This is a genomic window from Phenylobacterium sp., assembly GCF_004297125.1.
Taxonomy (GTDB): Bacteria; Pseudomonadota; Alphaproteobacteria; order Caulobacterales; family Caulobacteraceae; genus Phenylobacterium.
The window spans coordinates 21,095-42,091 of record NZ_SCVD01000038.1 but is presented as its reverse complement, the minus strand read 5'-3'; the positions used below and the strand labels follow the sequence as shown (position 1 = coordinate 42,091).

General features: G+C 70.9%; 21 protein-coding genes and 1 pseudogene. 9 read left to right on the top strand and 13 right to left on the bottom strand.

Features of this window, described 5'->3' with window-relative positions; translation table 11 throughout:
- Positions 1 to 92: 92 nt before the first annotated feature.
- Complete coding sequence (locus EPO51_RS24295; RefSeq protein ID WP_293355942.1) at positions 93 to 917, top strand: lysozyme inhibitor LprI family protein; 825 nt, start codon at positions 93 to 95, stop codon at positions 915 to 917.
- On the opposite strand, the gene EPO51_RS24290 is transcribed toward EPO51_RS24295, so the two are convergent.
- From EPO51_RS24290 to EPO51_RS24260, 7 genes and pseudogenes are all read right to left on the bottom strand, one after another.
- A complete protein-coding gene (locus EPO51_RS24290; protein ID WP_293355939.1) occupies positions 914 to 2,134 on the bottom strand; it encodes a JmjC domain-containing protein in 1,221 nt (406 codons plus the stop codon). The genes EPO51_RS24295 and EPO51_RS24290 overlap by 4 nt on opposite strands.
- Positions 2,135 to 2,250: 116 nt before the next feature.
- Positions 2,251 to 2,946, bottom strand: coding sequence for a PEPxxWA-CTERM sorting domain-containing protein (locus EPO51_RS24285; protein ID WP_293355936.1), 696 nt, complete (start codon positions 2,944 to 2,946; stop codon positions 2,251 to 2,253).
- Positions 2,947 to 3,066: 120 nt separating this feature from the next.
- A pseudogene (locus EPO51_RS24280) lies at positions 3,067 to 3,402 on the bottom strand (IS630 family transposase); the annotation flags it as partial.
- A 116-nt stretch (positions 3,403 to 3,518) separates the two neighbouring features.
- Complete coding sequence (locus tag EPO51_RS24275) at positions 3,519 to 3,986, bottom strand: DUF3429 domain-containing protein (RefSeq protein ID WP_293356184.1); 468 nt, start codon at positions 3,984 to 3,986, stop codon at positions 3,519 to 3,521.
- A gap of 6 nt (positions 3,987 to 3,992) precedes the next feature.
- Positions 3,993 to 4,805, bottom strand: a complete 813-nt coding sequence (locus EPO51_RS24270; RefSeq protein ID WP_293355933.1) for a TIGR02186 family protein — start codon at positions 4,803 to 4,805, stop codon at positions 3,993 to 3,995.
- Positions 4,805 to 5,725, bottom strand: a complete 921-nt coding sequence (locus EPO51_RS24265) for a sulfite exporter TauE/SafE family protein (RefSeq protein ID WP_293355929.1) — start codon at positions 5,723 to 5,725, stop codon at positions 4,805 to 4,807. The genes EPO51_RS24270 and EPO51_RS24265 overlap by 1 nt, the downstream gene beginning before the upstream one ends.
- A gap of 31 nt (positions 5,726 to 5,756) precedes the next feature.
- Complete coding sequence (locus tag EPO51_RS24260; protein ID WP_293355926.1) at positions 5,757 to 8,405, bottom strand: SEL1-like repeat protein; 2,649 nt, start codon at positions 8,403 to 8,405, stop codon at positions 5,757 to 5,759.
- 145 nt (positions 8,406 to 8,550) lie between these two features.
- Between EPO51_RS24260 and EPO51_RS24255 the strand changes: the two genes are divergently transcribed.
- Positions 8,551 to 8,739 carry a hypothetical protein gene (locus tag EPO51_RS24255; RefSeq protein ID WP_293355923.1) on the top strand — a complete coding sequence of 63 codons (189 nt, stop codon included), beginning with the start codon at positions 8,551 to 8,553 and terminating at the stop codon, positions 8,737 to 8,739.
- On the opposite strand, the gene EPO51_RS24250 is transcribed toward EPO51_RS24255, so the two are convergent.
- Positions 8,736 to 10,379, bottom strand: a complete 1,644-nt coding sequence (locus EPO51_RS24250) for a bifunctional lysylphosphatidylglycerol flippase/synthetase MprF (RefSeq protein WP_293355920.1) — start codon at positions 10,377 to 10,379, stop codon at positions 8,736 to 8,738. The genes EPO51_RS24255 and EPO51_RS24250 overlap by 4 nt on opposite strands.
- A gap of 141 nt (positions 10,380 to 10,520) precedes the next feature.
- Between EPO51_RS24250 and EPO51_RS24245 the strand changes: the two genes are divergently transcribed.
- The 6 genes from EPO51_RS24245 (at position 10,521) to EPO51_RS24220 (ending at position 17,611) form a co-directional block, all read left to right on the top strand.
- Positions 10,521 to 11,738, top strand: a complete 1,218-nt coding sequence (locus EPO51_RS24245; protein WP_293355917.1) for an acyl-CoA dehydrogenase family protein — start codon at positions 10,521 to 10,523, stop codon at positions 11,736 to 11,738.
- A gap of 38 nt (positions 11,739 to 11,776) precedes the next feature.
- Positions 11,777 to 12,985 (top strand): acyl-CoA dehydrogenase family protein, encoded by a 1,209-nt coding sequence (locus EPO51_RS24240; protein ID WP_293355914.1) that lies wholly within the window; start codon positions 11,777 to 11,779, stop codon positions 12,983 to 12,985.
- A 47-nt stretch (positions 12,986 to 13,032) separates the two neighbouring features.
- Positions 13,033 to 14,235, top strand: a complete 1,203-nt coding sequence (locus EPO51_RS24235) for an acyl-CoA dehydrogenase family protein (protein WP_293355911.1) — start codon at positions 13,033 to 13,035, stop codon at positions 14,233 to 14,235.
- Between the two features lie 140 nt (positions 14,236 to 14,375).
- The gene (locus EPO51_RS24230; RefSeq protein ID WP_293355908.1) at positions 14,376 to 15,584 is read left to right on the top strand and encodes an acyl-CoA dehydrogenase family protein; all 1,209 of its coding nucleotides are present in this window, start codon (positions 14,376 to 14,378) and stop codon (positions 15,582 to 15,584) included.
- 70 nt (positions 15,585 to 15,654) lie between these two features.
- Positions 15,655 to 16,752, top strand: a complete 1,098-nt coding sequence (locus tag EPO51_RS24225) for an acyl-CoA dehydrogenase family protein (RefSeq protein ID WP_293355905.1) — start codon at positions 15,655 to 15,657, stop codon at positions 16,750 to 16,752.
- A 475-nt stretch (positions 16,753 to 17,227) separates the two neighbouring features.
- Positions 17,228 to 17,611 carry a hypothetical protein gene (locus EPO51_RS24220; protein WP_293355902.1) on the top strand — a complete coding sequence of 128 codons (384 nt, stop codon included), beginning with the start codon at positions 17,228 to 17,230 and terminating at the stop codon, positions 17,609 to 17,611.
- 202 nt (positions 17,612 to 17,813) lie between these two features.
- Here the strand turns inward: EPO51_RS24220 and EPO51_RS24215 are convergent, their stop codons facing one another.
- Together EPO51_RS24215 and EPO51_RS24210 are read right to left on the bottom strand one after the other, a co-directional pair.
- Positions 17,814 to 18,095 carry a DUF2277 domain-containing protein gene (locus tag EPO51_RS24215; RefSeq protein ID WP_293355899.1) on the bottom strand — a complete coding sequence of 94 codons (282 nt, stop codon included), beginning with the start codon at positions 18,093 to 18,095 and terminating at the stop codon, positions 17,814 to 17,816.
- A 119-nt stretch (positions 18,096 to 18,214) separates the two neighbouring features.
- Complete coding sequence (locus EPO51_RS24210) at positions 18,215 to 18,478, bottom strand: hypothetical protein (RefSeq protein ID WP_293355896.1); 264 nt, start codon at positions 18,476 to 18,478, stop codon at positions 18,215 to 18,217.
- 115 nt (positions 18,479 to 18,593) lie between these two features.
- Here EPO51_RS24210 and EPO51_RS24205 point away from each other — a divergent pair, with 115 nt between their 5' ends.
- A complete protein-coding gene (locus EPO51_RS24205; RefSeq protein WP_293355893.1) occupies positions 18,594 to 18,995 on the top strand; it encodes a hypothetical protein in 402 nt (133 codons plus the stop codon).
- Here the strand turns inward: EPO51_RS24205 and EPO51_RS24200 are convergent.
- The 3 genes from EPO51_RS24200 to EPO51_RS24190 are packed head-to-tail and all read right to left on the bottom strand — an operon-like array spanning position 18,992 to position 20,978.
- A complete protein-coding gene (locus tag EPO51_RS24200) occupies positions 18,992 to 19,252 on the bottom strand; it encodes a hypothetical protein (protein WP_293355890.1) in 261 nt (86 codons plus the stop codon). The two genes, EPO51_RS24205 and EPO51_RS24200, sit on opposite strands and share 4 nt — an antisense overlap.
- Positions 19,253 to 19,303: 51 nt before the next feature.
- Positions 19,304 to 19,942 (bottom strand): DsbA family protein, encoded by a 639-nt coding sequence (locus EPO51_RS24195; RefSeq protein ID WP_293355887.1) that lies wholly within the window; start codon positions 19,940 to 19,942, stop codon positions 19,304 to 19,306.
- A gap of 31 nt (positions 19,943 to 19,973) precedes the next feature.
- On the bottom strand, positions 19,974 to 20,978 hold the full coding sequence (locus EPO51_RS24190) for a hypothetical protein (protein WP_293355884.1): 1,005 nt from the start codon (positions 20,976 to 20,978) through the stop codon (positions 19,974 to 19,976).
- Positions 20,979 to 20,997: the final 19 nt, after the last annotated feature.

Sequence of the window (20,997 nt, the reverse complement as noted above, 5' to 3'; positions counted from 1 at the left end):
CGCAACCCAGGGCGCGTCCGATGGATTGAATACGCGAGGGACCTGACACGTGAGCGTTGGCGATGCCGACTGACGATCCGAGGGGCGACCCCATGCGGGGTTCCGCGCCGGGCTTCCAGAGCTATGCCGACGACACGCCTCGCGAGTTCGAGGTGCGGCCGGGGCGCGATCCCGAGCCGCGGTCGTGGGACGAGCCGCTGAGAGTCCGGCCCGGCGCGCCGACGGACCTCCCGTCCGAGCGCCGGGCTACAGCCTGGCCAAAGCTCGCGGTCGCCGCCGCCGTGCTGGCGGCGTTCGGCGGCGGATTCCTGCTGGCGCGGACCGACGGGCCGACGCCGGCGGCGCGACGCCCTGTCTCCGAGTCCGCCGCCCTGGCGGCCGCCCGGCCGATGAATGTCGAGGTGGCCGAGGTTGCGCCCCTGCGCGTGCCGCCGCCCTCCGCATCGGCCAAGCTGGAAGTCCTGCCCCGGGCGCAGGGCGCGCCGTCGCCGCGATTGCCCCCGCAGGCGCCTGCCTCCCCCCGCGAGGCGCAGGTGCTGCCGATCACGCCCCGCCCGGCGCCCCTGCCGCTGCCGCCCGCCCCGTCGGCGGCGCGGGAAATCGCCGAGGCGCCCGTCCCGCGCGACGCCGCGGCCGTGGAGCCCGCGCGCGTCTCCTTCGACTGCCGCGACGCACCCTCGCTGGCCCGCGAGATGGTCTGCGGCGACGCCGGGCTGGCGGCCATGGATCGGCGGATGAAGCGGGCCTACGCCGCGGCGGTGGCGGCCGGCGCTAGGCAGGACGAACTGGCGGCGGACCAGGCGGATTGGCTGGACATCCGCGAAGAAGCGGCGCGCCGCTCCCGCCGCTCGGTGGCCAACATCTACCGCCAGCGGATCGACGAGTTGCAGGCGATGGCCGAGCGCGACTGGCGTTAGCGGCTGGTCGCCCCCGCCCCGAACAGGTCCGCGACGCCGGGCTGGGGCGAGGCGACCTCCAGGAAGCCCACCTCCACGAACCGCGCGGCCAGGGCCAGGCGCACCTCGTCGCCGATGTCGCCGGGCAGGTCGCGCACCCGGAAGCTCTGGGTCTCGGCGATGAACACCACGGCCTCCTGGGCGCCGCGGTGGATGTAGAGGTGGCCGCCCGGATAGGCGAAGTCGATGGTTTCGGCGTTGGCGCCCAGGTGGCTGAACGCGTGGTCAGCATGGCGCAGCACGGTGTCGAGGCCGAGGGCCGGGGGCTGGGCCGGCCGCGGCAGGCGGTCGAGCCCGCCGATCGCTCGCGACGAGCGGCGCTGCAGCGCGGCGGTGAGGAAGCCCGGCGCGCGCACGGCGTTGAGGAGCTGGCCGACGGCCTCGGCCACTGCCCCCCCCAGCGCCTGCGGATCGACGCCTTCCATCCGGCCGGCGACGGTGGCGCGCAGCGGCCGGTTCATGTCGGACAGGTGGTCCAGCGCCGCCACGATCGCCTCGCGCAGGGTGAGCGGCGTGAAGCCGATGGCCAGGTGGACGGACTCCGTGTCGGAATCCACCGTGTGGAACGTGCCGCGCGGCAGGTACATCAGGTCGCCGGGCGCGAGATCGACGACCTCATGGGCGCCCAGGTCCGGCGGATTGCCCGAGACGCCCTTCCAGGTATTGAACAGCGGCGACGGGCGCGTGGAGACGTACCAGCGCTTGGTCCCCTTAAGCTGGACGACAATAAGGTCGTGGTCGTCGTAATGGACCGGCGCGCGCATGCCGCCGCGGCTCCAGAAGGCCGAAGCGCTCACCGGCTGGTGGATCAGCAGCTCCAGGGACCGGGCCACGGCGTCGACCGCGGGCGCGAGCGGGCGCAGGTCGGGGAAGCGGACGGAATAATTCCGGGCGTGGAAGGCGGCGATGCGCGCGCGGAAGTCGGCCGGGTCGGCGACGCCCGCCAGGCTGGGCGGCGGTCCGGAGGCGTTGGCGGAATGGTAGGTCAGGTCGGCGGCCAGGTGCGTGGCCGAGGCGAGCAGCGCCTCGGGATCGGGGCCCAGGAGACCGGCGCGCGACGATGCGCCGTCGTGGCGGACCAGACGGAAGCCGCCCGACAGCCCCTCGCCCAGGAACACATCCACCGTCAGCGGCGACAGGAACTCGCCCAACCGCTGCTGGGCGTCCTCCAGCATCATCCGATCGAATCCTCAACGCGCCAGATCCGCGGCGCGGTTACGCCCTAGGACATCACAAGTCGACGACCAAGGTCATTCGGCGCGCGACGAACAGTGGCGACCGGGGGCCGGACGCTTCAGGCCGGCATCATCAGCCTTCTCCGGCGCAGCGCGGCGCCCAGACCGCCGAAGCCGAGCACCATCAGGGCCCAACTCGCCGGCTCCGGTACAGCCGAGTCCACGTCGGCGAGCCGCTGCTGCACGTAGGAAAAATTGTCCATCGAGTAGAAATCGAAATTTTGGTCGTCCAGCGGCGTCTGAGTGAAGGTGATGGAGCTGAACGCCGTGCTCGAGGTGTATCCGAAGAAGCTGGACGCCGGGCCGCCTGAGGCGGCGCTAAACGAAAGCCCGCCCACGTCCACAGTGTACGTCGATGCGTGGCCACGTAGTTCCATAAAGTCGAATCCGAACGCCGTCACCGGACCGTTCGCGAAGGTCAGCGTCAGGACGTGCGCGCCACCGTCAAACGGCGGACTGGTGTCCCACGCCAGAAAGTCGCTGCCGTAGGCCGTACCTGCGAGCAGGGAAGGGTCCATGGCGAAAACCGTGACATCGACGCTGTTGTTGAACAGCACGCCGCCGATCGAAGCCGAGGCGCCATAGTCCTTGATATCGGCCGCAGCCGGCACCAAGCCTTCGAAGGTCACCGTCGTTTGGCCCGACACCGCCGCGTCGAAGCTGGCGCGATCGGTATAGGTGGCCGCATGAGCGCTGGCGCTCAGCCCGAACGCCACGACCGAGAAGGTCGCAGCCGTTAGCCGCTTCAAAGTCATCAACGTGCTCCCCAATACTTGCGTGTGGGAACGGTTATCCGCGGGTTAGGCGCCTGGCCGAAGTCGCGGACGGGAGAAGTTTGTTGCAGTTGTTTCAAACGCCACTAGAGCATTCGCCACCTAAGTTGACCCATATCCGGCATGGCGGAAGTGGTTGGCGCATTCGTCTGGCGTGACGGCGTCGAGGACCTGTCCGATGCGATCCCATAGGGCTCCGACCGTGCGTTCGGCGGCCTTGCGGAGCAGCGCCTTGAGCTTGGCGAAGGCCATCTCGATGGGCTTGAGGGTCGGGACGAGCACCTTCTCGACATAGATCTCGAAGGCCAGCTTGTTCATGGCCCCGTCGGGGACCCATGGGGCGGTCAGCCCGCCGCAACGCAGGCCGGCGGTGAAGGTGGTGGTCTCCCAGTGGCCCCAGGGGACCTTGCCGATCACCCGCTTCCGAAGATGATCGCCTGAATGCGCGGCTGGCATCTTCGCCTCCAAATCGGAGACCTACAGCGGCTCACATCCGCCCAATCGACGGAATCCCTCCACCCATCACATTCGATTCAACGACATTGGCGAATGCCCTAGCCGTTCATCGCCTTTTCCAGCGCCAGGCCGAGCGAGACGCAGGCGGCGGCGGTGACGGCGGTGGAGAGGATCGGGTAGCGCGAGGGGGTGTCGGGCGTCTGGTGGTCGAACAGCCACTGGATCAGGAAGGCGACCACAAAGCCGCCCAGGATCCAGGTCTCCGGCGCGCGGCCGCGGGCGAGCAGGACCACCACGGCCGCGACGGCGCAGAGGAAGGAGAACATCTGGCGCATGATGCGTGGGCTGGGCTCGCGGGTTTCGAGGCCCCAGCGGACTCCGCCCAGGAACGCCAGGGTCACCGCCGACCAGGCCTGGAGGGTGGTCAGGGCGGGGGCGCTCCATTGTGCCGGGCCGTAGCAATAGACCAGCGCCGAGAGCGGGAACGGCGAAAGCGCGACGAGCGCGATCGTCCATAGGGCTCCGGGAATGGACTCCGCCCGAGGGGCGGGCCGCACGTCATCCATGAGCAATCAATCTCTCCGGAATGCCGCCGAGGCCGCCCAACCGGCCGCCAGCGCGAACGCCATGGCTGCCAGACCGTAGGACCATGGCCTGTCATGAGCCCATACGTAAAGGGCCCGTTCGACGCCCACCTTCTCCACCGTCAGCGTGCGGGCCCGGCTGGAGACCGGCTTGCCGTCCTGAAAAAGCAGGATTTCGGCGCGGTAGACGCCGGTCGGCGCGCCGGTGGGGAGCGCGATCTCGGCCCGGAACAGGCCGCGGTCGACGAAGCGCACGCCGCGGCCGTCCTCGTGATAGAGGCCGGCCTTCTCCTTGAGGCGGACCACCGCGCGCCGCCAGTCGTAGTAGTCGGGGCCCAGGCTGGAGACGACCACGTCGCGGACACCATAGCGGGTCTCGATATGCTGTTCGGCCGGCGCGTTGATGGGCAGGTGGTCGACGCCCGCGCCCAGCCGGCGCAGCGTCCCGAAGTTGGCGATGTCCTCCAGCGGCCGGTTGGAGGCGGCGCGGTAGAAGCCCGGGGCGCCGCGGAACACCACCGGGCGGCTGTTGAGCCAGAGGCCGACGACCTTCTGCTTGCGCGTCAGGCGGACCGGCTGTTCCGGCCCGCGGACCAGCACGACGACGTCGCTGGGCTTGGCGGCGGCGTCGAAAACGGCGCCGTAGAGCACGATGCGGGCGCCGCGGAAGTCGGACTTCACCTGGACGGTCGTGTCGGTGAGCGCCGCCGAGATCACCGGGGCGGAGGCGGCCGGCGAAGGCGGCAGCGGCGGGCTGGGGACGGTCGCCGTCGCCGCCAGCGCGAGGATCGGCCCGATCATCAGCCCATCCCCGACAGCAGGACGAACGGCTCGTCGGGCGTGAGGAACAGGCCGAGGCCCATGCGCAGCCCGACCAGCAGCACGATCAGCGCCAGGATGGCCCGCAGCTCCTCCGCCCGGAACCGCGCCGAGGCCCGGGCGCCGAACTGGGCCCCGACGATGCCGCCGAGCAGGAGCAGGGTGGCCAGGACGATGTCGACGGTCTGGTTGCGGCCCGCCTGCAGCACGCCGGTGAGCGCCGTGGTGATGATGATCTGCAGGAGGCTGGTGCCCACCACCATGCCGGCCGGCATGCGCAGGATGTAGACCATGGCCGGCACCAGCACGAAGCCGCCACCCACCCCCATGATCGCCGACAGGACGCCCACGAAGGCGCCCAGCGTCAGCGGCGGGACCACACTGATGTAGAGGCGCGAGCGCGGAAAGCGCATCTTGAGCGGCAGGCCGTAGAGCCAGACGGGCCGGCGGTCGCGGCGCGGCGGCGCGGGATCGCCCCGGCGGCGGCGCAGGATGGCGCCCAGGCTCTCCATCAGCATCAGGCCGCCGATGACGCTGAGGAACAGCAGGTAGGAGACCGAGACCACCAGGTCGGCCTGGCCCAGCAGCCGCAGCCAGCGGAACAGCTCGACGCCGGCGAAGGCGCCGACGACGCCGCCGGCGGCCAGCACGCCCCCCATCCGCAGGTCCACCGCCCGGCGGCGGCTGTAGGCGATGACGCTGGACATGGACGAGGCGGCCACGTGGTTGGCCATCGACGAGACCGCGACCGGCGCGGGAATGCCCAGGAACACCAGCATGGGCGTCATCAGGAACCCGCCGCCGATGCCGAACATGCCGGAGATGAAGCCCACGACCGCGCCCAGGAGCACGATCAGCGGGGCGTTCACGGCCACCTCGGCGATGGGCAGGTAGATGTCCACGTCCGGGCCTACTTCCGCCCAGGGCTAAACGTCAACGCTGGTAGACGTGCAGGGGCGGGCCGCCGGACTGGTCGCGGCGATATTCGGCGAGCGCGCGGTCGTAGGCGACGCTGGCGCGGCCATCCAGCGGGCCGTCGTAGTAGCCGAGGCGGGTCAGGACGAGCTGGGTCTGGCGCACGTTCATGTTGTGCGCCGGCGCCAGCGCCGCGGCCGCGGCGGGCGCAGGCTTCGGCTGCGCCTTCGGCTCGGGCTTCGGTTCCGCCTTGGCCATGTCGGCGAGCGCCTTGCGGGCCTGGACGTCGCCCTTGGCGGCGGCGCGTTCGAACCACGCCCGGGCCCGGACGAGATCCTTCGGCAGGCCGCTGCCCGACTGGTAGAGGAGGCCCAGGTTATACTGGCTCTCGACCACGCCGTTGGTGGCGGCCTTGCCGAACCACTGGGCCGCGCCCTCGAGGTCCTGCGGGCCGCCCTCGCCACGGAACAGGTAGACGCCGAGGTTGTGCGCGGCCTTCACGTCGCCGTTCTCGGCGGCCAGGGTGGTGAGGCGGCGGGCCTCCGCGGGGTTCTGTGGCAGGCCGGCCTCGCCGCCGTCGTAGAGCTGGGCCAGGTAGAGCTGGGCCTGGGCGTGATTGGCCTCGGCGAGGGACTTGAGCGTGTTGAGGGCGCCCGGGACGCCCGCTTCCACGTCGGCGCGGACCTTCGCGAAGACCGGCTGCGGCTTGGCCTCGGGGGGAACACTGGCGAAGGACGCCGGTCCCAGCGCCATGGACGCACGGGCCGGCGTGCCGTCGGGGGTGAGCGCGACGGGCTCGGGCGCCGGCGTCGGCTCCTTCTGCGCCTGCATCAGCGTGAGGCCGGCGGCGCCCACGCTCATGAAGGCCGCGCCGCCCGCCACCAGCAGGGCGGTCTGCAGCGCGGAGTGCCGCGGCGCCGTCTTGGCCTTGTCGGTCCCGAAGCCCGCGAACAGGCGCCCGGAGGCGGCGGCCTTCATCTTGGCGCGGACCTTGGCCGGGCCGGCGTCCGCCTTCGCGGCGCGGGCGGTGGCGCGAGCCTGCTCGATCACCTGGCGGGTCGAGAGCTCGCGGATCGGATCGACGGGCTCGGCCGACTGGAAGAGGTCGTCGTCGTCCTCCTCGTCCCGGATCGGCTGGAAGGTCTCGGGAATCCGCGGCTCGGGGACGTCGAGATCGAGGCGGCGCCAGGGCGGCGCGACGGTCGAGGGCTGGGCCGGCGCCTCCAGCCCGGAGTCCGTCTCGGCGCGAGAATAGAGCTCGGGGCCGAACGCCGCCTCGGGCGCGAACGCGGCTTCGGGCTCGGGTTCCGGCGGCGGACCGAGCAGCCGGATGGCTTCCGCCATCGGGTCGAGCTCGTCCGCGGCTTCCGCCGCCGCGGCAGCGGCCTCTTCGACGGTCGCCTCCGGTTGCGGCGCGAAGAACGCTTCGGAGTCGAAAGTGGCTTCGGGCTGGGGCTCCGCTGCCGGTGCGAGCTCAAGGTCAAGGTCAAGGTCGAGGTCGGGCTCCGGGGCGAAGATCCGGGGCGCGTCCCAGACGACCTCGGCGGCCGGGGCCGGGGCCGGGGCCGGGGCCGGGGCCGGCGGCGCGGCGACCATGCGCTGGCTGATGCTGGCCAGCTCGGCGCCGAAGCGCTCGAAGGCCTCGGCCTGGGCGTGCTCGCCGCGGGCCAGACGCTGTTCGACGGCGCCGGCGATGCGGGCGATCTCGCTGCCGACCTGGTCGATGGCCTCGGCGCCGCGCTGGTCGACCTCGATGAGCTTCTTGCCCACCGCCTCGGCCATGGACAGCACCTGGCGGCCGATCTCCTCGACCGCCTGGGCGGAGCGGCGCTCGGCGGCGCGGACCTGCTCGGCCAGCTCGGCGAAGCGGGATTCACCGCCGGCCGCGGCGATCTTCTCGGCCACCTCGGCGCGAACCGCCTCGACCCGGTGGGTGAGAACCTGGGCCAGAGCCTCGAACTTCACCTCGGCATGTTCGCCGCCGCCGTGCTCGACCGACCCGAGCCGGCGATCCAACGTGGCCAGCGAGCCCTTCAGGCCCTCCAGGGCCGTGGCGGTGTTCGCCTCGGCCGCGGCGAGGCGCTCGCCCAGGCGCTGCAGCACGGTCTCGACGACGAGCTCGGGGTCGATGCGGCCCAGGCGCCCCTCGATCAGCCTCAGGGCCTCGATCGACCGCGGGCCGGCCGAGGCGCCGGTCTCGAGGCGGCGCAGGCGCTCGCCGAAGTAGCTCTGCTCGGCCGAGGTCTCAGCCAGCAGGCCTTCGAGGCGGCTGGCGGCGGCGTGCTGCTCGCGCTCGGCGGTCTCGATGCGCGCCAGGGCCTGGCGGACCGAATGCTCGACGCCGTTGATGGCGAGGCCGGTGCGGGTCTCGGAGGCTTCGATGCGGTCGGTCAGCCGGTCCAGCGCGTGGGCGACACGGACCAGATCCGGGGGCGTGGACGAAGGCGGCGCGGGCGGCGAGATAGCCCGCAGGCGCGGCGCCTGGGCGCGGAACCCTCGGTCGCCGAATTGGGCCTCAGCGGTGACCTCCTCCGGGACGTCGTCCTCGAGGATGACGCGGTTCAGCCACTCGCCGAGCGTCATGCCTGAGCGGCGGGCAAGATCCTTCGCGACCTCGCGGGCCTTGGGGTCGATCCCCTTGACGCTCCAGGGCGCCGCCCCACCCATGCGAATCGCATCTCCCGTGTCTTAAGGAGGCTATCGGCCGATTCCTGGGGTGTAAATTAAGGCTTAACACTACATCTGGTGTGCGACCTCCAATCCTGTGGATGGGCTGCCAAGCTTCCGCTAGGGCTGCGGCATGGATCTGCGCATGACCCTCGCCCTGGGCGCCGGCTTCGCCGTGGTGGCCGCCTTCGCCGGCTGGCGAGGCGCGCGGCCGCCCAATCCGATGAAGGGCCCGCGCCTGATCCCCTGGCGGGCGATCATGGTCTTCGCCGCGGCGGCGGCGGTGCTCCTGGTGGTCCAGGCCGAGCGCGTGGCGGGGTTTGGGCCGGGCTAGTCATCCGCTTTCTTCGGCCGCTTGGCCAACCCCGCCACGCCGCCGGACGAGAGCAGGCCGGCGTCGGCCATCAGGCGCGGGATGGCCCATTTCTGCGGCGCGGCGACGTAGCGGGGCTGCCAAGTCGGGTCGTACTTGGACTTGTAGTGGCGCACGCCCTGGAAGTTGTAGATCTCCTCGCCGCGGTCGTAGATCAGCCGTCCGACCCGTGAGAGCGCCGGAGCCAGCGGCCGGTCGTCGAGGCCCGAGAGCGGGGCCATGCCGAAGTCGAAGGCCCCGTACCCCTCGCCTCTCGCCCACCCGATCAGCTCCACGAACAGGAAATCCATGATCCGCGGCGGCCCCTCGGGCACGAAGCGCATCAGGTCGATGGAGAAGGCGCTGCGGGAGGCCGTGGGCCAGATGGTGGCGAAGGCGATGATCTTGCCCTGCCAGCGCACGAGGGCGACCGGAAACTCCTGGACGTAGCGAGGCTGGAAGCCCCCCAGGGAAAAGCCCTTCTCCCCGCCGGCGTGGGTGTCGAGCCAAGCGTCGGAGATGCGCTTGAGCTCGGGGATCAGCGGCGCGACCTCGGCCGGTTGGACGATCTCGAACGTGGCGCCTTCCTCGCCGGCCTTGCGCCAGGCGCGGCGCAGGTTGCCGCGCTTGGTGCCCTCGATGGTGAAACTCTCCAGCGGCGAGACCGCGGCCTCGCCCATCTTCTGGATCGCGAAACCCAGTTCGACCACGTCCGGCAGGTCGTCGGGCTCGAGGTTGTAGAAGCTGGGCCGCGCGGCGTGGGCGTCCGCCAGTTCGCGGAAGCGCCAGAGCAGTTCCATCCGCTCGTCCCGGCGGCCGACCGGGGCGCCCAGGGAGATCCAGCTGCGGCCGCGCACGCCGAACATCAGGAAGCTCTCGCCGGAGGCCGAGAACAGGAAGCGCTTGTCGCCGAGGAGCGCCAGGTTGGACGGCGGCCGCGAGACTTCCGCCTTGGCCAGGATGGCGCGGACGCGGTCGAAATCCGGGTCGGTGTCGCCGACGATGGGCGGAGTGGCCGCCGACCCCAGCAGCCGCCAGATCCCGAAGGCCAGCAGGGCCAGGGCGGCGCCCGCCCAGGCGCGCAGAGACCGGGCCGCGTCCTCGTCGGCCATCACCCGCCACCAGGGCAGGTCGCCGTAGTCGGCGTTCTCGAACGACCACAGGCCGATCATGCCAGCGCCGGCCACCAGGCAGGCGGCCGAGACCAGCCAGCCGGGCGTCACCTCCATCCGGCTGAGCGCCGCCTTGCGCGGGAAGGCGTGGTGGAACGGCGCGAGCGCCAGCGCCACCAGCAGCAGCAGGGCGGTCTCCTCCCAGACGAAGCCCTTCACCAGGCTGAGCGGGGCGGCGACCAGCAGCGCGATCATGGTGGCCGCCCAGGCGCCGTCCAGCCGCGAGCGCAGCCCGAAGGCGAGCATGACGAAGACCAGGCCCAGGACGCTGGAGATGAAGTGGCTGATCTCGATCAGGATGACCGGCTCGAATTCCATGAGGCGCACGAAGCGGGTCGGGAACGACGGCCGCGCGCCCGAAGCCAGGAGCAGGACCCCCAGGGCGAGGGTCAGCAGGGCGGCCGTCCAAGGGACGACGGCGGTGACGGCCGGATGTCGGAGGAAGCGCATCGACTCCCCTGTAGAGGCGCAATGAGTCGTCTGTATAGGCGAGGTCGCCCCGGGTCCGCTCAAACGAGCGTTTAATCGCCCTTGCCCCCATCATCCCGGGCGCTAATCTTGGGGTCCTGATTGAAAGTTTGGGAGATCGGTATGGCCGACTTCGGCGCCACGGAACTCGACGCCTTCGCGGCCGAGGTGCGCAAGGAGCTCGCGGCGATGTACCCGCCCGAGCTGCGCGATCCCCAGGCCCGGACCGATCCCGAGGCGGTATGGGGCGGACGCGCGTTTGAAGGGTCGGACGACCCGCAGATCGTCTGGATGCGCCGGATGGCGGCAAAGGGGTGGACCACGCCCACCTGGCCGAAGGAATACGGCGGCGCGGGCCTGACCGCGGCCCAGGCCCGGGTGATCGACCGCGAGCTGGCGACGGGGAAATACCGTTCTCCCCTCGCCTCGTTCGGCATCTGGATGCTGGGCCCGGTGCTGCTGGAATACGCCAACGAGGACCAGAAGAAGGAACACCTGCCCCGGATCGTCGAGGGCAAGATCCGCTGGTGCCAGGGCTATTCCGAACCCGGCGCCGGGTCGGACCTGGCCAGCCTGGCCACCAAGTGCGAGGACAAGGGCGATCACTGGCTGATCAACGGAAGCAAGATCTGGACGAGCTACGCCGACAAGGCGGACTGGTGCTTCTGCCTGGTACGTACCGATACGTCCAAGAAGCACGAGGGCATCTCGTTCGTGCTGATCGACATGGCCAGTCCCGGCGTGGAGACGCGGCCGATCCAGCTGATCAGCGGCGAGAGCCCGTTCTGCGAGACCTTCTTCACCGACGTGAAGATCCCCAAGGAGAACCTGGTCGGACGGGTGAACGGCGGGTGGGAGATCGCCAAGCGGCTGTTGCAGTACGAGCGCCAGAACATCTCGGCCGGCTTCGGCGAGGGCGGTTCGGCGGGCGGCGCCTCCGGCGACCTGGCGACGATCGCCCGGCAGTACGCCGGCGACGCGGGCGAGCTGTCGGACATCGAGCTCCGCAGCAAGATCACAAGCAACAAGATGAACTTCCAGGCCCTGCGCCAGACCATCGCGCGTTCGGCGGCGGAATCGAGGGCCGGCAACGGCCCCTCTGCGGCGACGTCGATCATCAAGTACGCGGCGGCCGAGTTCGCCAAGGAGCGGTCCGAGCTGATGGTCGAGGCGTTGGGCCACCAGGGCCTGGGCTGGGAGGGCGACGGGTTCGAGGGCCCCGAGATCCTGGCCGTGCGCGGCTGGCTGCGCACCAAGGCCAACTCGATCGAGGGCGGCACCTCGGAAGTGAACCTGAACGTGATCGCCAAACGGGTGCTGGGCTTGCCTGACCCCAAGTAAGACGGGCGGGAATAGCCAGAACCCTGAGGAGGACGGCCATGGCGGATTTCGGCGGCGAGGTGGGGACGTTCCGGGCGGAAGCCCGCGCGTGGCTCGAGGCCAATTTCCCGAAGGCCCTGGCCCACGACACGGCGGCGCAGCTTGCCAAGCTGCAGGCCCGGCCCGAAAGCCCCGAGGCCACGGCCTGGCGCCGGGCGCTGGGCGGCAAGGGCTGGGGCACGCCCACCTGGCCCAAGGAATACGGCGGCGGCGGGCTCTCCCGCGCCGAGGCCGCGGTGCTGGCCGAGGAGATGGCGCGGATCGGGGCGAAGAACCCGATCGGCGGCATGGGGGTGGCGTTCTTCGGCCCCACCCTGCTGGAATACGGCAGCGAGGCGCTGAAGCGCGAGCACATGCCCGGCATCGTCATGGGCGAGGTCTGGTGGTGCCAGGGCTATTCCGAGCCGGGCGCGGGCTCCGACCTGGCGGGCCTGCAGACCCGGGCCGAGGACAAGGGTGACCACTTCCTGGTGAACGGCTCGAAGGTGTGGACCAGCGGCGCCCAGCACGCCGACCGCTGCTACTGCCTGGTGCGCACCAACACCGAGAAGAAGCATGAGGGGATCAGCTTCCTGCTGATCGACATGAAGGCGCCGGGCGTCGAGGTGCGGCCGATCCTGCTGATCAACGGCACCTCGCCCTTCTGCGAGACCTTCTTCACGGACGTGAAGGTCCCCAAGGACCAGCTGTTCGGGCCGCTGAACGGCGGCTGGACGGTGGCCAAGCGGCTGATGCAGTTCGAGCGGGACTCGATCGCCGGCAGCCTGGGCGGCGGCAACATCGGCCAGACGGTGGCCATGCCGACGATCCCCGAGGCGGCCAAGGCCGGGGTGGGCGTCGACGCCCAGGGCCGGATCGCCGACCCCGACCTGCGGCGGCGGATCACCGAGCACCTGATGGAGAACCGGGCCTTCCAGCTCACCATGAAGCGGGCGGCCGACGACGCGCGCGCCTCCAACGGCCCCTCGAACACTGCGGCGATCATGAAGTACGCCGGCGCCAAGATCGCCCAGGAGCGCAACGAACTGATGGTCGAGGCCATGGGTCAGCAGGGCCTGGGCTGGGACGGCGAGGCCTTCTCCGACCAGGAACTGTCGGCGATGCGCAGCATGCTGCGCTCGAAGGCCAATTCGATCGAGGGCGGCACGTCGGAGATCAACCTGAACATCGTCGCAAAGAGAGTCCTCGGATTGCCCGATCCGAAGTAAGGTCTTCGAAGACGCGGTATCGAAGCCGCGCGATCAGGGAGGATTTCATGGCGGATTTCGGCGGCGCCGACCTGGACGCTTTCCGGACCGAGGCGCGGTCCTGGCTGGAGGCCAACTACCCGCCGTCGCTGCGCGGCGACCCGGAGGCCGGGACGCGGATGATGATGGGCGGGGTGAAGCCCGCCGGCGATCATCTAGTCTGGAAACAGCGGATGGCCGAGAAGGGCTGGGGCGCCCCGACCTGGCCCAAGCAGTACGGCGCGGGCGGGCTGACGCCAGCCGAGGCGCGGGTGCTGCAACAGGAGATGGACCGGATCGGCGCCTATAACCCGATGGCGGGGATGGGAACGTCGATGTTCGGCCCGACGCTGCTGGAATACGGCACGGAAGAGCAGAAGCAGCGGCACATCCCGCCCATCGTCCGGGGCGAACTGCGTTGGTGCCAAGGGTATTCGGAGCCCGGCGCGGGCTCGGACCTGGCGAGCCTGACAACAAAGTGCGAAGACGCCGGAGATCACTGGAAGATAAACGGCCAGAAGATCTGGACAAGCGGCGCGCAATACGCGGACTGGTGCTTCTGTCTTGTCAGAACAGATACCACGAAGAAGCACGAAGGCATAAGTTTTGTTCTGATCAACATGCATCAGCCGGGGGTGGAAACCCGGCCGATCAAGCTGATCGCGGGCTCGTCGCCGTTCTGCGAGACCTTCTTCACCGACGCGCGGGCCGAAAAGGACGACATGGTCGGGCCGCTGAACGGCGGCTGGACGGTGGGCAAGCGGCTGCTGCAGCACGAGCGCTCGGGCCAGGGCGGGAGCCGGATGGCCGGCGGCGCCAGCATCGCCGAGATCGCCAAGAAATATGTGGGCGTCGACGACAAGGGCCGGATCGCCGACAGTGACCTGCGCACCCGCGTCGTCCAGAACATGATGGACGCCCGCGCCCATGCCCTGACCATCGAGCGGGCGCGGCTGGAATCGAAGGGCAATGTGAACCCCTCGGCCGCCACCTCGATCATGAAGAACTCCGGCACCTGGATCGGCCAGACGCGGGCCGAACTGCTGCTGGAGATCATGGGCCACCAGGGCCTGGGGTGGTCGGGCGACGATTTCGCCAAGGACGAGATCGAGGCGGTGCGCAACTGGCTGTCGGGCAAGGCCTGGACCATCTTCGGCGGCAGCCAGGAGGTGCAGTCCAACATCGTTTCGAAGCGGATTCTCGGGCTGCCGGATACGACGCAGGCGGGGTAAGATCCACGTCGTCATCCCCCGACTTGATCGGGGGACCCAAGCTGCGTCGGCAATTTCGGCCAGGCCGCTTGGGTCCCCCGGATCGACCTTTGGTCGACCGTGGGATGACGGCTTAGATATTGAAGAAGGACGATTTGAGCATGGCGGATTTTGGCGGGACTGACCTGGAGGCCTTCCGGGCCGAGGTGCGGTCGTGGGTGGAGGCGAATTTCCCCGCCTCGCTCAAGGGCAAGCCCAACCCGATGGCGCGGGAGGAGCGCGGAAGCGAGCCGACCCCGGACCAGGAGGCCTGGCGCAAGGCGGTGGGCGCCAAGGGGTGGGGCACGCCCACCTGGCCGGCCGAGTACGGCGGCGGCGGCCTGTCCGGCGCCCAGGCGCGGATTGTCCAGGGCGAGTTCGCCCGCGCCGGCGCCTACAACCCGATCGGCGGCATGGGCGTGATGATGTTCGGCCCCACGCTGCTGGAATACGGCACCGAGGCGCAGAAGCAGGAGCACATCCCGCCGATCTGCCGCGGCGAGATCGCCTGGTGCCAGGGCTTCAGCGAGCCGGGCGCCGGATCGGACCTGGCAAGTCTTCAGACGAAGGCCGAAGACAAGGGTGACCATTTCGTCATCAACGGCCAGAAAATCTGGACCAGCGGCGCGCAATGGGCCGACTGGTGCTTCTGTCTCGTGCGCACGGATACATCGAAGAAGCACGAGGGTATCTCGTTCGTGCTGTTCACGATGCACCAACCGGGTGTCGAAGTCCGTCCGATTCCCTTGATCGCGGGATCTTCACCTTTCTGCGAGACGTTCTTTACTGACGCCCGCGCCGAGAAGAAGGACCTGGTCGGGCCGCTGAACGGCGGCTGGACCATCGCCAAGCGGCTGCTGCAGCACGAGCGGTCGGGCCTCACCGGGGCCGGCGGCGGGCTGGGCTCGGGCGGCAAGCCGATCGAGGTCCTGGCCAAGGAATACGTCGGCCTGGACGACCAGGGCCGGCTGGCCGACCACGACCTGCGCACCCGCCTGGTGACCAACGCCATGAACATGCGGGCCTTCCAGCAGACCGCCGTGCGCGCCATGGTGGAGGCCAAGGGCAACGCCAGCCCCTCCTCCGCCACCTCGATCATGAAGAACGCCGGCACCCAGCTGATCCAGGAGCGTCACGAGATGGCGCTGGAGATCATGGGCCACCAGGGCCTGGGCTGGGAGGGCGACGCCTTCAAGGCCGACGAACTGGCGGCCGTGCGCGGCTGGCTGTTCGGCAAGGCCTTCACGATCTTCGGCGGCTCGCAGGAGGTGCAGTCGAACATCGTGAGCAAGCGGATCCTGGGCTTGCCTGACCTTACGCAAGCGAAGTGAGAGTGCGGGCCTAAGGGTCCGCACCCATCCGATCATTTGAAACAACGAACGAATTTCACGAGGAACTAAGATGGCCGTTCTGACCGAAGAACAGAGCATGCTGCGCGACGCGGCGAAGAGCTGGGTGCAGGAGAAGTCCCCGGTCACCGCCTTCCGCAAGATGCGCGATAGCGGCGCCGAGCTGGGCTATGACGTCGCCGCCTGGAACGAGATGGCCGAGATGGGCTGGGCGGGCGTGATCGTGCCCGAGGAATATGGCGGCTCGAACTTCGGCTACCTGTCCCTGGGCCTGGTCCTGGAGGAGCTCGGCCGCACGCTGACCGCCTCGCCGCTGATCGCGTCCGGCCTGGGCGCCGCCTCGGCGCTGATCCTGGGCGGCTCGGAAGAGCAGAAGCAGGCGTGGCTGCCCAAGATCGCGGACGGTTCCGCCGTGGCGGCCCTGGCGATCGACGAGGGCCCGCACCACCGGCCGGAGAAGGTCGACGCCAAGGTCGAGGGCGGTAAGCTCTCGGGCAAGAAGGTGTTCGTGCTGGAGGGCATGGCCGCCGACCTGTTCGTGGTCTCGGCCAAGTCCGGCGGGGCCATCGAGCTCTACCTGGTGAAGGCCGACGCGGCGGGCGTGAGCCGCAGCAAGCTGAGCCTCGCCGACAGCCGCGGCGCGGCCAACGTCACGTTCGAGAACGTGGCGGTGAGCGACGCCGACAAGCTGACCGGCGGCGCGGCCCTGCTGGACAAGGTGCTGGACCGCGCCCGCGCCGGCCTCTCGGCCGAGATGCTGGGCGCCGCCCTGCAGGCCTTCGAGGTCACCCTCGACTACCTGAAGACCCGCGTGCAGTTCGGCCAGGTCATCGGCAGCTTCCAGGCCCTGCAGCACCGCGCGGCCAAGATGTTCACCGAGCTGGAGCTGTCGCGTTCGGCGGTCGAGGCGGCCCTGACCGCCATCGACAACGACGCGCCGGACACGGCGGAACTGGTGAGCCTGGCCAAGGCCAAGATGGGCGACACCTTCCACCTGGTGAGCAACGAGATGGTGCAGATGCACGGTGGGATCGGCATGACCGACGCCCATGACGCCGGGTTCTACCTGAAGCGGGCGCGGGCGGCGGAAGCGGCGTTCGGGAACCAGGCGTTCCACCGCGACCGGTATGCGCGGATCCAGGGGTATTAGGCTGGGCGGCCTGCGCGGAGCGCGGGCCGGTTAGCGCTGAGGTTGGGGAGCCCCGCTGGCGCGAGCTGGCGGGGTTTCTCGTTGGGAGGCCTTCACCTCCCCCGTCGCGGCAGCGATGGCGGGAGGGGGACCGCCGGCCGAGCGTAGCGAAGAGCAGGTGGTGGAGGGGGCGAGCCCCAGCCGCTGAATCCGCGACAGCCCGGTCGAGTTGCTTAGCCCCAAGGCTTGCCCCCTCCACCACCGGCTCTACGGCCGGCGGTCCCCCTCCCGCCGCTGCGCGGGGGAGGTGAGGAGATGCCGCCAGCCGCTCGTGTCCTTAGGTCCATGCCCAGAGTTTGCCTGCCGGGCCAGGCGTCTCAAGGACAGGCGCGCAGCGCCTGCCGCGGGGCGGCGCGCCGGAGGCGCGTCCTTGACACGTCTGGTCCGGCAGGCTCGCAATCCACCATGGATTTAAGGGTGGGAGGCGTCCTGAAGGATGCTCAGGCGTAGGCGTGGGCACAGCGACATGCGGGCGCGCTATGCGGCCGCCGGCGCAGCGGGGTTCGCGTTCGCGGCCCTGACATGGGTGCTCCTGGCGCAGCGCGACTTGCTGGAGCCTCCGCTGCGTCCCGTCATCGCCTTGATGATCTCCGGGCGGGGTGGCTACGACCCCGACGACTACGCATTTGCGATTGGGCTGGCCGGGCTGATGAGTGTCACGAGCTTCGCCTCACTTGCTTATGTGCTGGTGGGTCACAGGTCGACCGAGCGCCGGATCGACGACCATCTGCGCCGTAAACCTCCGCCGACGCCGCAGGTCTCGACGCTGAGCACGGCCCCAGCGCCCCCTCCACCGCTTCGCGGTCCCCCTCCCCCGTAAACGGGTGAGGAGCGGGGTACGTCCGCTCCTGACGCACCGGCGGTCCACACTGCCGCCATGCCACCCGCTCCCCTGCCCGCCCGCGACCTCCCGATCCCGCCGATGGACAAGTCGTCGGGCCACAAGCCCACCGCCTTTACCTGGGCGATGGGCCATCTGATCCTGGCGCGGATCGCGGCGCTGACGGTGAGGCGCGAGGCCCTCAGGCCGGCGCCTTCTGCCCGAATCGCTCCGCGTTCCGCGCCCTGGCCTTGGCCGCCTCGACCTCGCGGTCCCTGGGCGGGGCCTGGGTCTCCAGGTCGTGGAGCAGGCGGGCGCCCGCTTGGAAGACCTGTTCGACGGCGGCGTCGAAGGCGGGTTGGTTGGCCTTGGACGGGGTGTTGAAGCCCGACAGCTTGCGGACGAACTGCAGCGCCGCGGCGCGGACTTCGTCGTCGGTCGCGGCGGGTTCGAAATTGAACAGCGTCTTGATGTTGCGGCACATGTCGGGGCCTCCGGGTGTCGGGGATCAAGATGGCGCCTGAGGCCCGGTTCGCAAGCGAGAGTGGGAATCGCGCCCTCCCCCGGCCGCTGCGGGACGGGGGAGGAACGGACGCCGATCTCCTACTTCGGCGGCGGGGCGGCGGGGGTCTCGGTGGGGGCGGTCGGCGGGGTGGAGGGCATGGCCTCGCCGGCGGGCGGTGTCGCGCCCATGGCGCCGGCGGAGGCGTCGGCCGGCGCACCCGTGGGCGGCGCCGCGGCGCTGTCGGCGGGAGGAGCCGCGCCGGCGTCGGCCGCGGTCGGCGGCGGGGTGGTCTCGGTCTTCTGGCACGCGGCCAGGGCCAGGACCGCGCCGACGGCGGCCGTGACGGTGAGCAGTTTTCTCATAGGCATCCCTTCGTTTGAGCCCCGCTCGCCAACCTGCGAGCGGCGGCGCGAGTTCGCGGCGCCGCACAAGAAATCTGTGGGTTCCGTTCGCGGCCCGCCTGGCGTGGAATGCGGCATGGCGATGAGACGTGACCCGATCCTGGCGGTCCTGGCGGCGACGGCGGCGCTGCTGGCGGCGTGCGAGCCGGCGAAGACGACGCGGCAGCCGGAGCCCGCGCCCGAGCCGGCCCCCACGGTGCGCACCTATCCCCCGGGCGGGACCGCGCCCGGCGCGGCGGCCAAGGACGACGCGGCGCTGCGGGTGGTGTTCCAGTGGCCCCTGATGGTGGCGCGGACCGGCCGGCCGGCGCGGGAGAGCGCGGTGGGCTACGTCCGCGCGGACGGGACCTCCGGCGGGGTGATCCTGATCAACGGCGAAGGCGCGGTGATCCAGCCGATCCCCGGCACCCTGGGCCCCGACGCGGCCGAGGTCGCGCGGCGCTGGCTGGAGGCGCGGGGCTGGGCGTTGCGGCGCTAGTTCGGCGGGCTGGCCGGGGTCGAGCCCATCCGGTTCGAGGGCGCGCCGGGTTCCGCATCGGTGGTGGCGCCCGCGCCGGCGGGGTTGGGGTCGGCCGCGCCGGTCACCGCGCCGCCTGCGCCGGTGGAGGCGGCGGGCTGGGCCGGCGTCGGGGTCTCGGCGACCGGGGTCGAGGCGCCCTGCGGCGCGTCGGCCGATTGGCGCTGGCAGGCGGCCAGGCTGGCGGCGGCGAGGATGATCACGACGGCGTGGCGCATGGCCGGTCCCTTCAGGTTCTCAAACCCGGAATGGATGGCGACGGCCAAGGTTCATTTGGGCGGTCCCGCGCGGCGGGCGCGGCGGACGGCGCCGGCCAGGGCGCGGTCGTCGAGGCCGCCCTGGATCAGGTAGGGCCCGACCAGGTAGGCGGGCGTGCCCTGCAGGCCCAGCGAGAAGGCCTGGAGCTTGTGGCGGCCGAGCTGGGCGTCGATGGCGCGGGCGTCGGTCTGCAGGTCGGCCGCGAGGCGGGCCGGGTCGGCACCGGCCCGGGCGGCGATGTCGGCGATGCGCGGCGCGGTGAGCTGGCCGCGGGCGGCCATCAGGGCGTCGTGGACCTGGACGTAGCGCCCCTGGCGGTGGGCGGCGAGCGCGGTGCGGGCGGCGAGGTCGGAGGCGGGGCCGCGGATCGGCCAGTCCTTCCACACCACGCGGACCTTGGGGTCGCGGGCCAGCAGCCGGCCGAGCGCCGGGTCGGTGCGCTTGCAGACCGGGCACTGGTAGTCGGTGAAGATCACGACGGTCACGTCGGCCGCGGCGGCGCCGGACACGGGCGAGCCGGGATCGCCCAGCACCTGGGCCACCACCGGCGTCAGTTCGAGCCGCGTATCCGGCGGCGGCAGGTTCCGCACCAGCAGATAGCCGGCGAGGCCGGCGGCCACGGCGAGCGCGAGGGAGAGAGCCGGCTTCACGGCCCCGATATAGGCCCTCGGGCCCAGGGGGCTAGTGGGTTCCGGCCGCCTGCTCCTTGGCCCGCGCGCCGCCCAGGATACCGGACATGGCGTAGTTGCCCTCGTGGCAGGCGTATTCGTAGATCTGGCCGCCCAGGGCGTAGAGGGTCATCTCGGCGCGCCAGGTCTGGGTGTAGTGGACCGGGTCCTCGACCTGGAACTCGTAGGCCAGCTCGGTGGCCGAGGCGCGGGTGAGACGCTCGGTGACGCGGGCCTGCGGCGACAGGAAGATCGGGCCGAACCGGCCCTGCACCGGATTGACGTTCAGCGTCTCGATCACCAGGGCGTCGCCCTCCCACCAGGCCACGCTGTCGCCCATCCAGAGCTGCAGGGCGGCGGGGCGGTGGCCGGCCTGGGCGGCGGCCTTGCTGGGGAAGATGGGGATGGCGCGGGTCCCGAAGCCCATCTCGACCACGATGACCAGGGCGTCGGGCGCCAGCACGAACTGGTAGTTCGAGTTGTAGACGTTGTTGAGCATGCCCGGCCCGCCGGAGCCGCGCGAGCCGATCAGGCAACGGTCGTTCGGCGCGAGCTCCTCGGGACCGACGGGGTCCATCCGTTGGCTCATGGCGGCGGCCTCCCGCGCCCGCCGGCGGCCCAGGTCGGTCAGCGGCAGGCGCCCGTCGGGCGTGTCGACGATCCACGAGGTGCGGTACTGGCCCTTCACCTTGGCGAAGGCAGAGCCCCCGTCCATGTAGATCATGCTGTGGGCGGGCCCGACGGCCCCCTCGGGCGGCGGGCCGGCATTGGGATCGACAGGCCTGGCGTCGGCCTCGGCCGCCTTCTTCGCCGGATTGGCGTCGGCCAGCGCCTTGGCCTGCGCCTCGGTGAGGGTCAGGCCCTTCAGGCTGGCGGGCCGCTCCAGCCAGGTGAGCGAGGCGTTGGACCAGGCGCCGGTGAGGTCCGGACGCCCGTCGGCGGTGCGCGGCGCCGGCTGGGCCAGGGCCGTCCCGCATGCCAGGGCGAGGGCCGCAGCGGCCAACAGCACCGATCTCATCGTCCCACCTCGTCCATGG